This window comes from Ruegeria sp. G7 (genome assembly GCF_056535465.1).
In genome coordinates this window covers 1,217,705-1,231,471 of record NZ_JBQFIL010000001.1, presented here as the reverse complement: position 1 = coordinate 1,231,471, position 13,767 = coordinate 1,217,705, and the positions used below count along the sequence as shown (strand labels likewise).

12 protein-coding genes are annotated in these 13,767 nt (G+C 60.6%); 4 read left to right on the top strand and 8 right to left on the bottom strand.

What is annotated here, in order from left to right:
* Positions 1 to 87: 87 nt before the first annotated feature.
* Positions 88 to 375, top strand: coding sequence for an HU family DNA-binding protein (locus tag ACR3EN_RS06145; protein ID WP_010442901.1), 288 nt, complete (start codon positions 88 to 90; stop codon positions 373 to 375).
* Between the two features lie 111 nt (positions 376 to 486).
* Positions 487 to 1,374: a DMT family transporter gene (locus ACR3EN_RS06140; RefSeq protein ID WP_480825805.1), complete on the top strand. Its 888-nt coding sequence runs from the start codon at positions 487 to 489 to the stop codon at positions 1,372 to 1,374.
* Here ACR3EN_RS06140 and ACR3EN_RS06135 read toward each other — a convergent pair.
* Positions 1,350 to 1,871, bottom strand: a complete 522-nt coding sequence (locus tag ACR3EN_RS06135; RefSeq protein WP_480825803.1) for a glutathione peroxidase — start codon at positions 1,869 to 1,871, stop codon at positions 1,350 to 1,352. The two genes, ACR3EN_RS06140 and ACR3EN_RS06135, sit on opposite strands and share 25 nt — an antisense overlap.
* A gap of 143 nt (positions 1,872 to 2,014) precedes the next feature.
* Between ACR3EN_RS06135 and msrB the strand changes: the two genes are divergently transcribed.
* Together msrB and msrA are read left to right on the top strand one after the other, a co-directional pair.
* Positions 2,015 to 2,461: a peptide-methionine (R)-S-oxide reductase MsrB gene (gene msrB / locus ACR3EN_RS06130; RefSeq protein WP_480825801.1), complete on the top strand. Its 447-nt coding sequence runs from the start codon at positions 2,015 to 2,017 to the stop codon at positions 2,459 to 2,461.
* Positions 2,461 to 2,973, top strand: a complete 513-nt coding sequence (gene msrA, locus ACR3EN_RS06125; RefSeq protein WP_480825799.1) for a peptide-methionine (S)-S-oxide reductase MsrA — start codon at positions 2,461 to 2,463, stop codon at positions 2,971 to 2,973. The genes msrB and msrA overlap by 1 nt, the downstream gene beginning before the upstream one ends.
* Positions 2,974 to 2,996: 23 nt before the next feature.
* Here msrA and ACR3EN_RS06120 read toward each other — a convergent pair whose 3' ends face one another.
* From ACR3EN_RS06120 to ACR3EN_RS06090, 7 genes are all read right to left on the bottom strand, one after another.
* On the bottom strand, positions 2,997 to 5,000 hold the full coding sequence (locus tag ACR3EN_RS06120) for a hydantoinase/oxoprolinase family protein (protein WP_480825797.1): 2,004 nt from the start codon (positions 4,998 to 5,000) through the stop codon (positions 2,997 to 2,999).
* Between the two features lie 62 nt (positions 5,001 to 5,062).
* Positions 5,063 to 6,100, bottom strand: a complete 1,038-nt coding sequence (gene queG, locus ACR3EN_RS06115; protein WP_480825795.1) for a tRNA epoxyqueuosine(34) reductase QueG — start codon at positions 6,098 to 6,100, stop codon at positions 5,063 to 5,065.
* Positions 6,101 to 6,158: 58 nt separating this feature from the next.
* Positions 6,159 to 6,824: an FtsZ-binding protein FzlA gene (gene fzlA / locus ACR3EN_RS06110; RefSeq protein WP_480533865.1), complete on the bottom strand. Its 666-nt coding sequence runs from the start codon at positions 6,822 to 6,824 to the stop codon at positions 6,159 to 6,161.
* Positions 6,825 to 6,883: 59 nt separating this feature from the next.
* The gene (mtgA, locus tag ACR3EN_RS06105) at positions 6,884 to 7,624 is read right to left on the bottom strand and encodes a monofunctional biosynthetic peptidoglycan transglycosylase (protein ID WP_480825793.1); all 741 of its coding nucleotides are present in this window, start codon (positions 7,622 to 7,624) and stop codon (positions 6,884 to 6,886) included.
* A gap of 38 nt (positions 7,625 to 7,662) precedes the next feature.
* Positions 7,663 to 8,613 carry a Hint domain-containing protein gene (locus ACR3EN_RS06100; RefSeq protein WP_480825791.1) on the bottom strand — a complete coding sequence of 317 codons (951 nt, stop codon included), beginning with the start codon at positions 8,611 to 8,613 and terminating at the stop codon, positions 7,663 to 7,665.
* A 183-nt stretch (positions 8,614 to 8,796) separates the two neighbouring features.
* Positions 8,797 to 13,329: a glutamate synthase large subunit gene (gene gltB / locus ACR3EN_RS06095; protein ID WP_480825789.1), complete on the bottom strand. Its 4,533-nt coding sequence runs from the start codon at positions 13,327 to 13,329 to the stop codon at positions 8,797 to 8,799.
* The gene (locus tag ACR3EN_RS06090) at positions 13,326 to 13,760 is read right to left on the bottom strand and encodes a GFA family protein (RefSeq protein ID WP_480825787.1); all 435 of its coding nucleotides are present in this window, start codon (positions 13,758 to 13,760) and stop codon (positions 13,326 to 13,328) included. The genes gltB and ACR3EN_RS06090 overlap by 4 nt, the downstream gene beginning before the upstream one ends.
* Positions 13,761 to 13,767 lie beyond the last annotated feature (7 nt).

The window sequence follows — 13,767 nt, the reverse complement described above, 5'->3', positions numbered from 1 at the left end:
GCTACTATTCGTTGTGTTCGCCCACAATATCCCGTTACAGTTACGCGGTGAGGCCCAAATTATCGGGCACGTTAAGGAGACCAAGAAATGGCAAAGCCTATGACAAAGACTCAGCTGGTTGCTGCTCTCGCTGAGGAAATGGGAACTGACAAGAAATCCGCGAACGCCGCGCTGGAGGCCATGACCGGCCTGATCACCCGCGAAGTTTCGGCTGGTGGCGCCGTCACCCTGCCCGGCGTTGGCAAAATCTACTGCCGCGAGCGCCCCGAGCGCATGGTGCGCAACCCCGCCACCGGCGAGCAGTTCAAGAAAGAGGCCGACAAAGTGGTCAAGATGACCATCGCCAAGGCCCTGAAGGACAGCGTCAACGGCTAAACCGCCGCTGACAGATCACAAGATCGAAGGGGTCGCCGACAGGCGGCCCCTTTTTCTTGCGGTCGGGTCAAAAACCGGGGACAGTCGCCCGGTTGTCATCAGGAGGCCGAAATGGATCTGCGCGCCATTGCCATGGGGCTTATCTTTGCCCTGATCTGGTCCTCGGCCTTTACCTCGGCACGGATCATTGTGGCCGATGCCTCACCGCTGTTTTCGCTGGCGCTGCGGTTTTTGATTTCGGGGCTGATTGGTGTCGCAATCGCTCGCGCCATGGGCCAAAGCTGGCATCTGACACGGCCGCAATGGCGCGCAACGATCCTGTTCGGAATCTGTCAAAATGCCCTGTATTTGGGTCTGAACTTCTACGCAATGCAGACCGTCGAAGCCTCGGTTGCCGCGATCATTGCATCGACCATGCCGCTGCTGGTGGCATTGGCCGGTTGGCTGCTATTGGCCGAGAGGCTGCGCCCGCTGGGCATCCTCGGGCTGCTGGCGGGCTTTGCCGGGGTGGCGCTGATCATGAGCAGTCGGATCAGCGCGGGTGTCGATCTGTTTGGCGTATTGCTGTGCGGAATCGGCGCCTTGGCCCTGACATTTGCAACACTGGCAGTGCGCGGTGCGACCTCGGGCGGGAATTTCATGATGGTGGTCGGGCTGCAGATGCTGGTGGGCTCGGCGGCCCTGTTCCTCGCCGCGCCGGTGTTCGAGACAATCTACATCCACCCAACACTGCCCTTTGTGCTGGCTTTCACCTATACAACCCTGTTCCCCGGCCTGTTGGCTACTTTGATCTGGTTCCTTCTTTTGGATCGCATCGGGCCGATCCGCGCGGCCACGTTCCACTTCCTCAACCCCGTGTTCGGCGTCGCCATAGCCGCAGCCCTGTTGGGCGAAAAGCTGGGTCCCATGGACCTGTTGGGCGTCGGTGTCACGACACTGGGAATTCTCGCTGTGCAAATCGCGCGGCAACCTGATCAGCGCAGCAAAGCCTCAACCTGACTGATTAAGATGGGCGCATTCGGCTTGGTGCCCGACCCGTAAGTGGCGACAACGGCCCCTTCTGGATCAATGAGTATCTTGTTGAAATTCCAGCTCGGGACGAAGCCGGTCTCGGCAGCGACGGCTTGGTAGAAAGGGTGTGCATCTGGGCCTTTGACCTCGGTGATATCAGTCATCGGCAACGTGAGGTTATAGTTGAACTCGCAGAACTCTTTGACGTCGCTTGCTGATTCCAGCTCTTGGTTGAATGAATTCGAGGGCACCGCAAGCACGATCAAACCGCGTTCCTCATAGGTTTCGTGCAGGGTCTGCAGGTCAGAATATTGCCCGGTGAACCCACACAACGACGCCGTGTTGACCACCAGCACAGGTTGCCCGCGCCAGTCTTCCAGCGATAGGGTTCCGCCATCAATCGATGAAAACTCGGCGGTCAGCGGCGCGGCCTGCACGGCTTTGCCCAACAAGATCAGGGCCGTTAGAAGAGCCATCCGAAACATATTGTCACCTCCTGTTGTAAGAGATACGCGATCAACGGCGTACCGGATCACCCGCACGGGCCCGCGATCAGATTGAAATATGACTTTGATTTCCCCTCAGATGCGCCCAAATAGTACATCACCAACCCACCACCGGAGGAGCCATGTCCCGTTACACCAAGGACCCCGAGGTCATTGCCGCCCTGTCACCGGAAGAATTCCACGTCACCCAACGCAGCGGAACCGAACGCCCGGGCACAGGCAAGCTGCTGCACAACAATGAACCGGGCATCTACGTGGACATCGTCTCGGGTGAGCCGCTGTTCGCCTCGACCCATAAATACGAATCCGGCTGCGGCTGGCCCAGCTTTACCAAGCCCATCGTGCATGAGCATGTCGAAGAGCTGGAAGACCGCACGCTGGGCATGATCCGCACCGAGGTCCGCTCGAAACATGGTGACAGCCATCTGGGCCATGTCTTCCCCGATGGCCCTCGTGAGCATGGTGGGCTACGTTATTGCATCAATTCCGCCTCGCTGCGGTTCATCCATCGCGACGAGATGGAGGCCGAAGGCTATGGCGAATTCCTGATTCATGTGGAGGATATCTGATGACCGAACAACGCGCCGTTCTGGCCGGGGGCTGCTTTTGGGGCATGCAGGACCTGATCCGCAAACTGCCGGGCGTGTCCCGCACCCGTGTGGGATATACCGGGGGCGATGTGCCCAACGCCACCTATCGCAACCATGGAACCCATGCCGAGGGGATCGAGATTTGGTTCGATCCCGCACAGATCACCTATCGCGATCTGCTGGAGTTCTTTTTCCAGATCCACGACCCGACCACGATCAACCGTCAGGGCAACGACCGCGGGATGAGCTATCGTTCGGCCATTTACTACGTGGATGACGCGCAGAAACAGGTGGCCGAGGACACGATTGCCGATGTGAATGCCAGCGGTATCTGGCCCGGCAGGGTGGTGACTGAGCTTGAGCCCGTCGGTGATTTCTGGGAAGCCGAGCCCGAGCATCAGGATTACCTTGAGCGTATCCCCAACGGCTATACCTGCCATTTCCCGCGCCCGGATTGGGTACTGCCGAAACGATCCAGCGCGGCAGAGTAACCGTCCGGTAGCCCCGCTTGGGGCTACCCCACCGCCACGCGGGGCCGTCCGCTGGCCTCAACCGTGATCAGCGCCTCGACAAACACTTCCTGTGCTTCGATCTTGGCCGTGCGGATGTCACGGTCGACGGTCACGCGGATGTCTTCAGCCCCGGCGTCGCGCACCGCACCTTCAGCCTCACCCCGCAACACATCTTCGAGCAACTGCAAGGCGCTGTTGGAATCCGAGAAATCCTGCGGCCCCTCTTCCAGATGCACACGATAGCGGCCTTCGGCAGGCGAGGTCACGGTGCCGGTCCGCCGCAGAGTCAATCGCCCCACCACGGCACCGATGGCATTCGCGACACCGGCATGTTCCGGCAGCACCATGTTGCAATGCAGCCGCTCTCCGACCGCCGGGTAATAGCTGGGGGCCGAGGCCCCAAGACCCACCACATTCACATTCAGCGCTGTATCCAGCGCGACCAGCCCGCGATGCTTGGCCAGCCCGCGTTGGGTCAGAACATGACGCGCCAGTTCTTTCGCAGGCAGGTCGAAACCGTTGCTTTCCTCGGCAAAAGCAGTCTCTAACAAGGTCAAAGCGGTCTGTTCGGTCAGCTGATCCACAATGATCTGCGCCAATGCCTCGGGCGACTGCGCAAGCCGGTCGCCTGACCCAACCCGCTTTCGCGCCACCAGTTCCAGCGCCTTGCGCGCGGCGTCAACGTCCCAATCCGCAAGCCGCCCCAGAACGTGGCTGGCATCCGACGGCGTCACGCCCGAGACCTGCACGACCCCGCGATCCACCAGACGGCTAAGCGCCCCATGTTCCATCCGGGTCTGCAGTAGTCCGCTCAGCGGCACCACACGGTCTGCCAGACGTTCTAACAACACGGCCTCACGCGGGCCTATCCCTTCGGCAGGGATACCCGGCACTCGACGGGCAAACCGGGTGTCATGCTCCCCCACGGTCGTGGCGCGCAGTTGTTCATCCAGCGCCGCATGCACCACCTCAGGGGCCTCGGTTGCAATCAGCGACACCGGCAGCACCCGGCGCGGTCCAAGGAAGACGCCGCCGCCCAGGCCTTCGGTGACCACATGCACCTGACTGTCGCCGCCCAGACCATGGGTGCGCATCGCCACCGCCTCGACCATGGTGCGAAAGCCGCCCACCTGCGCGCCTGCCGGATCGATGGCGGGCTTCCCATCGCGGATCAGCGCCACATCGGTTGTGGTGCCCCCGATATCAGACACCAGCGCATTCTCAGCCTCAGTCAGCCAGCGTGCACCCACAATTGATGCGGCGGGCCCGCTTAGAATGGTCTCAATGGGCCGTTCGCGCGCCTGTTCTGCGCTCATCAACGCACCATCGCCACGCACGACCATCATCGGCGCGGTGATCCCCTGCGCCTGCAACTGGTCCTGCGCGCGCCCGATCAGCCGGTCGATCATCCCGATCAGCCGGGCATTCAACACCGCCGTCACCGCCCGTTTCGGCCCGTTCAGCTTGGCCGACAGGTGATGCGAACAGGTGACCGGAATACCAGTACGCTCAGCAATCACGCGGGCCACTTCCAATTCATGCGCAGGATTTCTTGTGGCAAACTGCGCCGCAACCGCATAGCCGGAGATGCCCGTATGAGAGTCTAAAAAGGCTTCAAGCCCCGCGATATCCAGCTCAGAGGCCTGCCCTCCGGCATGATTGTGCCCTCCGGCCAGCACCAAAGCCGGGTCACCCTTCAGCGCATCCCGCAGCCCATGCTTTTCCAAATCGCTTTCGCGAAAGCCAACATAGATCAGCGCCACGCGCCCGCCCTGCCCCTCGACCAGCGCATTGGTGGCCAAGGTGGTCGACAGCGACGCCATGCCGATCTGATCCGGCGCAATGTTGGCTATCTCAAGCACCGCAGATACCGCTCGGCCCACCCCAATCGCCAGATCCGCCCGCGTGGTCAGAGATTTGGCCGAGGCTATCACCTCGCGCTCATCCCGGATCAGCACTGCATCCGTATAGGTTCCGCCCGTATCCACCCCCAAAGCCAGCGCCATCGGGTCCTCCATCTGTTCGCCAGAATCGGGTGTAGCGTTTTCCTGCGGCGCGTCCAGCCCGTTTACGACAACCGCGCCACCGCCCAGCGCGCCGCATCCGCGACGGTCGGATCAGGATCATCAGTCAGACCCTGTGCAACAGGCCTCAGCGCCGGCTGATCAGAATTGCCAATCGCATAAAGCACATTGCGCACAAACCGATCCCGCCCAATCCGCTTGATCGGCGAGCCCGAAAACATCGCCCGAAACGCCGCATCATCCAAAGACGCCAGTTCTGCCAGCGGAGGAGCCTTCAACTCCTCCCGCGCCGCGTAGCGCAGATCACTGGCCGCAACCGCAAACTTGTTCCAGGGGCAGGCCGCCAGACAGTCATCGCACCCATAAATCCGGTTGCCCAATAGCCCCCGCAGATCCTCATCCACCGGCCCCTTATGCTCGATCGTCAGGTATGAAATACAACGACGCGCGTCCAACTGGTAGGGCGCGGGAAACGCGTCCGTCGGGCAGGCGTCCAAACAGGCCCGGCAGGACCCGCAATGATCAACCTCGGCCCCATCCACGGACAAGTCCAGTGTGGTAAAAACAGACCCTAAAAAGGCCCAATTGCCCCAATCCTGACTGACCAGATTGGTATGTTTGCCCTGCCACCCCAACCCGGCCGCCTGCCCCAACGCCTTCTCCGGCACCGGTGCGGTGTCGACAAACACCTTCACCTCGCCGCCCGCTTTGGCAATCAGCCACCGCGCCAACCGTTTCAGGCGCTTCTTGACCAGATCATGATAATCCTTGTTCTGCGCATAGACCGAAATCGCCCCCAGCGCGGGATGCGCCAAAACCTCGGTCGGATCATGCTCAGGCGTATAGCTCTCGGCCAGCATGATCACCGATCGCGCCTCGGGCCACAGCGCCGATGGATCGCCCCGCCAATGGCTCCGTTCCGCCATCCACCCCATCTGCCCATGATACCCGGCCTGCAGAAACGCCTCCAACCGCCCGGCCACTTGAGGCACATCCCACGGGCGGCACACCCGGCAAGCCACAAACCCCTCGGCAAGGGCCTGCTGTACCACCCGCTCCTTAAAATCCGATCCGTCCTTCATCTGGCCATAAATATCCTCGGGGGTCCGGGGGCAGACAGCCCCGGTCCTACTTTAGATATCAGAAATCCAGATCAGCGTAATGCGCCGGCGGCCGAAACCCCGGCACCTGATCCGCCAGGATCGACCGAAACGCTGGCCGAGACTTAATCTTCGCATACCAATCCTTCACCGCGGCACTCCGGTTCCAGTCCACGTCCGAGATATAGTCCAGCGCCGACAGATGCGCCGCTGCGGCAAAATCGGCCAATGTCATCTGATCCCCGGCCAGCCAGCGGCGGTGGTCCAGCAACCAGGCCATGTAATCCAAATGATACTTGATCGCCCGCGCACCTTCCTTGACGTTCTTGCTGTCCGGATACCCCTGACCGGTCACCTTCTTGTTCACCCGCTCATACAGCAGCTTCGACGTCACCTCGTGATGAAACTTGTCATCGAACCATCCCACAAGCCGCCGCACCTCATACCGCGCTTCGGGCTTTTTGGGCATCAATGGCGGCTCGGGGCGCGTCTCTTCTATGTATTCGCAGATCGCGGCGCTTTCGGCCATGATCTGCCCATCCAGCCGCAGCACCGGGACCTTGCCCGCCGGGTTGCGGCGCAGGAAGTCCGGGTCTTGTTCCCAGTATCGTTCTTCGACCAGCTCAACCTCGATCTTCTTTTCGGCCAGAGACAGGCGAACTTTGCGACAATAGGGCGAGAGGGGAACGTGAAACAGACGCGCCATGGATTTCCATTCGAAACAAAGAATACGCTTAAAGCTTTAGCGCCAGTGGGGGCGGGGTTTCAATCCTCGAAACAGTCAGCGCGTCCATCTGCGCGGATGGTGGCCGCTCCGTCCAGAATTGACGCCGCCCGCCTGCGTGTGCGCACCGAAGGATCAGTCACTGAGCGGTTGCGCGGCGAGGGCAGGATCGCCGCCAACCGCGCCGCCTGCACGGGGCTCATCTTCGCGGCGCTGACGCCATAATATTTCTGCGCCGCCGCCTCGACCCCAAACACGCCCTGACCGGTTTCGGCGACGTTCAGATAGACCTCAAGGATCCGCTGCTTGCTCCAGACGATCTCGACCACCGGGGTCATCGAGGTCTCAAGTGCCTTGCGCACCCAGCTGCGCCCCTGCCACAGGAACACGTTCTTCACCACCTGCTGCGTGATGGTCGAAGCCCCACGGCTGCCGCCATCCTCCAGCGCGTCGCGGATCGCTTCGACGTCAAACCCCCAATGCAGGCAGAAATTCGCGTCCTCCGCCGCCACCACTGACCGGGCCATGATGGGTGAAATCTCTTGAATCGGAACCCACTCACGCTCGATCTGCCCGAGCCGCCGCCATTCGGACCAGATTGTATGCGTGACCGGCGGATTCACGACCGTGTAAAGCAACACAAGTGCCACAAAAACGGCCGCCACCGCCAACACGGCACGCAGCACCCAGCGTCGCACCCACGCGATTGCGCCTGATACCGTATTCGCCTTGGTCGCCTGTTTTTTCTTACCGCGAGTCTTGCGGCCTGCTTTTTTTGCCATGCCTTGCTATACGCCGCGACAGGCGTATTTGAAACGGATTATTTTGACATCAGCCGCCCGTCGCGCGGGCGGATCACCGGGCGCGCGGTTTTGGCGGCAACCGCCCCACGCGCCTGCAATTCAGGGAACAGCCCAATGACCTCGGCCTGCGTATCACGCTCGGTCTGCGCGATGGCATGACCGGGGTAATAGCTTTCGCTTTTGGCCCCATTGGCAAATACGATCTCGTGCCGGCGGAACAGCAGGTGGATATAATCAACCTCGCCGCCTTCAACACGCGTCACACTGGTGCCGTTCACCAGACAATGGGCAGCTATCAGCACTTCGGAATGACCATAAAGATAGGGCGCCCGCCAATCGTCGATCAGCATCCGATGCTGCGGGGACACCAACAACGGTTGGCTGAGCCCGAACATCCCGGCCTCGAACCGGATGGGCGCCAGCTTGCCGCGGGCCTCAACCGTGGTGCGCCCAATCCACAGCACAGGCTTGGCGCCGCTGTCGGCAGTATTCACCAGATCGCCGGGCTTGAGGTCTTCGATGGGGCATGGACCATCCGGGGTGGCGATCAACGTGCCCGGTGTGAAACACGGCGGCCCAAGATCGCCATTGTCGATATTGACCGAGCCGAAGGACGCCCCATCATCGCTGAAATCCGTCACCGAAGATGAAACAAACGTCCCCTGTTGCAGGACTGACCCGTCGGTCGGGGTAAACACCTCTCGCCCATCCGCGAGATAGAAGGTGACACCGGTATAGGTCACCTGTGAGCCGTCGGGCAGCTCGATCGTCACCATGTCATTGAAGTAGGATGCGGTGATGTCCACACCATCCACCGAGTCATCGTTCAGCCGGTTGATCAGGTCGTCGTCGTTCTGATCGACGATATCAAAACTCTGCACCGTGAGTGTTGAACCAACCACCGTCCCGTTCGCGCCCGGATTGGCCGGGTCAAGGACGAAGAACTGGTCCGTATAGGTCGTGGGCATCTGACTACTCCAAACTCACTCTCCACACGGCTGCAGACTGCCTGCAATTCCCGAACAAACTATGACCAAAGCTGGGTGTTTTCTGCGACGCGGGCAAGAAATCAGCCTCTTATGCAACCACATAATGAAAGCCCCGCGTGTCATTTCGAGCACGCAGGGCCGTCTTTTCGCCTTTATCAGAGCCTATTCGGCGGGAACCGCCGCCGCCTCAAGCGTCAGAGGATGGCTAAGCTTGTTGAGCATTTCTTTCGGGCAGACCTGAAGGAAATGGGCTTTCTCTACATCCCAATGTTGCAGAATATCCGCGGCTTTTCGGCTATGGGTTTCGGCCATGTGACGCTCGATCAGGGATTTCAGCTGGGCTTCCCAGTGATCGACGCTGACCGGGCAGGTCACCAACGTTTCCATGTTCATCAGCGCCTGCGCCCGGCCTTCCGGGTCATACAAGTACGCCATACCACCCGTCATGCCGGCGCCAAAGTTGGCCCCGATATCGCCAAGGATAACGGCCACCCCGCCGGTCATGTATTCACACCCGTTGGACCCACAGCCCTCGATCACCACTTTGGCGCCCGAGTTTCGCACCGCGAACCGCTCACCGGCGCGGCCTGCCGCGAACAGGTGGCCGTCGGTGGCACCGTACAGGACGGTGTTGCCAATGATCGTGTTGTCATCCGCCTTCAGCGGGCTGACCTGAGGTGGGCGCACGACGATCATACCGCCTGACAGACCTTTGCCGACATAGTCATTGGCATCGCCGGATACTTCCAGCTTGAGCCCCGGTGCCGCAAAGGCCCCAAGCGACTGGCCTGCCGAGCCTTGCAGTTTCACATGCAGGTGGTCGTCCTGGAAGGTGTTCTGCATACCGAAATTCTGCACGATATGGCTTGAGACACGCGTGCCTACGGTCCGATGCGTGTTCTGGATGGCGTAAGACAGCTGCATCTTCTCACCGTCTTTCAGGAACCGCGCCGCATCGCGCACGATCTCGGCATCCAGAGTATCCGGCACCGCATTGCGATCCTTGTCGCGGTTGTAGACGATGTCATGCGCGCCATCGACGGTGATCAGCAGCGGGTTCAGGTCCAGGTCGTCCAGATGCGCCGAGCCGCGGCTGACCTGAGCCAGCAAGTCTGCGCGTCCGATGATCTCGTCAATGGACCGAGCACCCAGGCTGGCCAGCAGCTCGCGTACTTCCTGCGCGTAGAAGGTGATCAGGTTGACGACCTTGTCGGCGTTACCGGTGAACTTGGCGCGCAGGCTCTCGTCCTGCGTACACACGCCGACCGGGCAGGTGTTCGACTGGCACTGACGCACCATGATACAGCCCATCGCGATAAGCGCTGCGGTGCCGATACCGTATTCCTCGGCCCCCATCATCGCGGCCATGACAATGTCACGACCGGTCCGCAGGCCACCATCGGTCCGCAGGGTCACACGGTCGCGCAGGTTGTTCATCGCCAGAACCTGATGCGCCTCGGTCAAGCCCATCTCCCACGGAAGACCGGCATATTTGATCGAGGTCGCAGGCGATGCGCCCGTGCCACCATTGTGACCCGAAATAAGGATAATATCCGCTTTCGCCTTGGCCACACCGGCGGCAATCGTGCCCACGCCCGAGGACGCAACCAGCTTCACCGTCACCTTGCAGCGCGGGTTGATCTGCTTCAGGTCGTAGATCAGTTGCGCCAGATCCTCGATCGAGTAGATATCGTGGTGCGGCGGCGGCGAAATCAGCGTCACGCCTTTGGTCGAATGACGCAGACGCGCGATGAGGTCAGTCACCTTCATGCCCGGCAACTGACCGCCCTCACCGGGTTTTGCGCCTTGCGCGACCTTGATCTCAAGCTCTTCGCACTGGTTCAGGTATTCGGCGGTTACACCAAACCGGCCCGAGGCCACCTGTTTGATCTTGGCCGATGGGTTGTCGCCATTGGGCTCCGGCACGAAGTGTGCGGGATCTTCCCCACCTTCACCCGAGTCAGACTTTGCGCCAATCCGGTTCATCGCCACGTTCAGCGTCTTGTGCGCCTCGGGCGACAGCGCGCCCAGCGACATGCCCGGCGTGACAAAGCGTTTCCGGATCGAGGTGATCGATTCGACCTCTTCAATCGGCACCGACTTACCCAGCGGCTTGAAATCCATCAGGTCGCGCAGGTGGATCGGCGGGTTCGACTGCATCTTGGCCGAATACTGCTTCCACAGCTCATATGAGGCTCTGTTACAGGCCATTTGCATCATATGCATCGAGGTCGCTTCCCATGCATGGGTCTCGCCCGATTTCCGTGCCTTGTAGAATCCACCGATGGGCAGCACGTCCAGACCGGTGTCCCAGCCTTTGGCGTGGATTTCCTCGGCCTTGGCCTGAATCCCGGTGACGCCGATGCCGGAAATCCGGCTGGTCATGCCCGGGAAATACTCGGCCACCATCGCACGGCTGAGGCCCACGGCCTCAAAGTTCAGGCCTCCACGGTAGGACGAAATCACCGAAATCCCCATCTTGGCCATGATCTTCAGCAGGCCCTGATCAATCGCCTCGCGATAGCGCGCGACGTTTTCGGTCAGCGTCCCATCCAGCAGCCCGCGATCAATGCGGTCGGCCAGCGAATCCTCGGCCAGATAAGCGTTCACCACGGTCGCGCCACAGCCGATCAACACGGCAAAGTAATGCGGATCGACACATTCTGCCGAGCGTACGTTCAGTGAACAGAACGTCCGCAGCCCCTGACGGGTCAGGTGCGAGTGCACAGCGCTGGTCGCAAGGATCATCGGCATCGCCACACGGCCCTCGCCCGAGTTCATGTCCGACAACGCCAGATGCCCCGCGCCCGAGCGCACGGCCTCTTCCGCTTCGGCTCTAACACGGGACAAAGCGGCGCTCAGGGCGCCCTGCCCGGGTTCAAAGCTGCAGTCGATTTCGACCAGCGGTGCATCGAGGTTTTCGACCAGCTTGTCCCACTGCGCATTGCCCACGAAGGGGCTGCCCAGAACCACGATTTCAGTCTGGCTGCTGTCTTCATCCAGAACGTTCTTCAAGTTGCCGAACCGGGTTTTCAGCGACATCACGCGGTATTCGCGCAAACTGTCGATGGGCGGGTTGGTCACCTGGCTGAAATTCTGCCGGAAGAAATGGCTCAGCGGGCGGTACTGCTTGGACAACACAGCCGACGGCGTGTCATCCCCCATCGAGGCCAGCGCTTCTTTGCCGTCCTCAGCCATGGGAGCAAGGATCTGCTCCAACTCTTCAACCGAATAACCCGCCGCGATCTGACGCTTGCGCAGCTCTTCGCCGGTAAACTTGGGCGTCTCGGCCACACCGGCAAGGGCTTCATCCAGATCGTGGATCTTGCCAACCCACTCACCAAACGGCAAAGCGCGCGCCAGCTTATCCTTGATCTGCTTGTCGCGGAACAGCTTGCCCTTCTTCATGTCCACGGCCAGCATCTGACCCGGGCCCAGCGCGCCTTTTTCGGTCACCGATGCCTCATCAATCGGCACCATCCCGGCCTCGGAGCCGGCAATGACCAGACCGTCGCCTGTCACCACATAGCGCATCGGGCGCAAGCCGTTCCGGTCAAGACCGGCACAAACCCAGCGACCATCGGTCATGGCCAGAGCGGCAGGCCCGTCCCAGGGTTCCATCACCGAGTTGCAATAGGAATACATATCGCGCCATGCCTGCGGCAACTCAACCGCCTGTTTGGACCAGCTTTCCGGCACCAGCATGGTTTTCGCCATGGGGGCTGAGCGGCCCGCGCGCACCAGAACCTCAAAAACCGAGTCTAATGCAGCCGAATCCGACGATCCACCTGCGATGATCGGCTTGATATCTTCGGCATAGTCACCAAAGGTTCCGGAGGCCATGCGTATCTCATGGCTCTTCATCCAGTTGATGTTGCCCTTCAGCGTGTTGATCTCACCGTTATGCGCCAGCATGCGGAACGGCTGGGCCAGCCACCATTGCGGGAAGGTGTTGGTCGAATAGCGCTGGTGATAAATCGCAAAGGCCGATTCAAAGCGTTCGTCCATCAGGTCGGGGTAGAAAACCGCAACCTGTTCGGCCAGCATCATGCCCTTGTAGATGATCGAGCGGCAGGACAGCGACGCCAGATAAAGGCCGGAAATCCCAGCAGCCGCAGCGGCTTTTTCGATGCGACGACGGATCACATACAGCTCACGCTCAAAAGTCTCTTCATCGACGCCTTTGCTGTTCGAGATCAGGATCTGCTCAATTTCAGGCCGGGTGGCATTGGCCTTTTCACCCAGACAGGTGACGTCGACCGGCACGTGACGCCAGCCGTAAATGTAGTAGCCCATGCGCAGAACTTCGGATTCGACGATGGTACGGCAACGCTCTTGCGAGCCGAAATCAGTGCGCGGCAAGAACACCTGACCCACCGCGATCAGATTGTCCATATCAGGCTCGTGTCCGGTCCGCCGGATCTGGTCGTAAAAGAACGGCACCGGGATCTGGACATGAATACCCGCCCCATCGCCGGTCTTGCCGTCGGCATCCACCGCACCGCGGTGCCAAATCGCCTTGAGCGCGTCAATCCCGGCATCTACAACCTTGCGCGACGGCTTACCGTCGACAGAGACAACAAGGCCGACGCCGCAGGACGAATGCTCTTCTTCCTCGGAATAGAGACCGTTTTCAGTCATCCACTGGCGTTTGGCTTCTTCGGCCCGCACCCAATCGGCATCATATTTGGTCATTGGCTGTCTCCTTGATCAGAGGGGGCATACATGGCTTCGACCTCTGCTTTGGTCATCTGCCTGCGCTCGCCTGCGAACGCGTAGCCCTCGGGCTTTTTGTCGATATAGAGTTCAATTTGCAGCGGCAGCTGGGTGTCGTCGAACAGCCCTGCCGCCATCTGTGTGTGTCCGTGCATCTCACCAGGCAGGGTGATCCGGTACCAAAGCGCCGAGCCGCAGTCGGCACAAAAGGCGCGCTCGGCCCAGTCGGATGAAGTGAAGGTTTTCACCGGGCCCAACGCAGCATATCCGGGTTCGGCCTGAAAGGTCATCAGCATTGAGCTGGTCCAGCTGCGACACTGATCACAATGGCACGCGCCCAGCGCATCGCGCGCAGGGGTCGCGGTCACGGTGACCGCACCGCACATGCATTGGCCTTGCAATTCGGGCATTGCTGTC

Bases quoted from the DNA above. Each gene is read 5' to 3' on its own strand.
- ACR3EN_RS06145 (WP_010442901.1), top strand. From the start codon at position 88: ATGGCAAAGCCTATGACAAAGACTCAGCTGGTTGCTGCTCTCGCTGAG.
- ACR3EN_RS06140 (WP_480825805.1), top strand. From the start codon at position 487: ATGGATCTGCGCGCCATTGCCATGGGGCTTATCTTTGCCCTGATCTGG.
- ACR3EN_RS06135 (WP_480825803.1), bottom strand. From the start codon at position 1,871: ATGTTTCGGATGGCTCTTCTAACGGCCCTGATCTTGTTGGGCAAAGCC.
- msrB (WP_480825801.1), top strand. From the start codon at position 2,015: ATGTCCCGTTACACCAAGGACCCCGAGGTCATTGCCGCCCTGTCACCG.
- msrA (WP_480825799.1), top strand. From the start codon at position 2,461: ATGACCGAACAACGCGCCGTTCTGGCCGGGGGCTGCTTTTGGGGCATG.
- ACR3EN_RS06120 (WP_480825797.1), bottom strand. From the start codon at position 5,000: ATGGCGCTGGCTTTGGGGGTGGATACGGGCGGAACCTATACGGATGCA.
- queG (WP_480825795.1), bottom strand. From the start codon at position 6,100: ATGAAGGACGGATCGGATTTTAAGGAGCGGGTGGTACAGCAGGCCCTT.
- fzlA (WP_480533865.1), bottom strand. From the start codon at position 6,824: ATGGCGCGTCTGTTTCACGTTCCCCTCTCGCCCTATTGTCGCAAAGTT.
- mtgA (WP_480825793.1), bottom strand. From the start codon at position 7,624: ATGGCAAAAAAAGCAGGCCGCAAGACTCGCGGTAAGAAAAAACAGGCG.
- ACR3EN_RS06100 (WP_480825791.1), bottom strand. From the start codon at position 8,613: ATGCCCACGACCTATACGGACCAGTTCTTCGTCCTTGACCCGGCCAAT.
- gltB (WP_480825789.1), bottom strand. From the start codon at position 13,329: ATGACCAAATATGATGCCGATTGGGTGCGGGCCGAAGAAGCCAAACGC.
- ACR3EN_RS06090 (WP_480825787.1), bottom strand. From the start codon at position 13,760: ATGCCCGAATTGCAAGGCCAATGCATGTGCGGTGCGGTCACCGTGACC.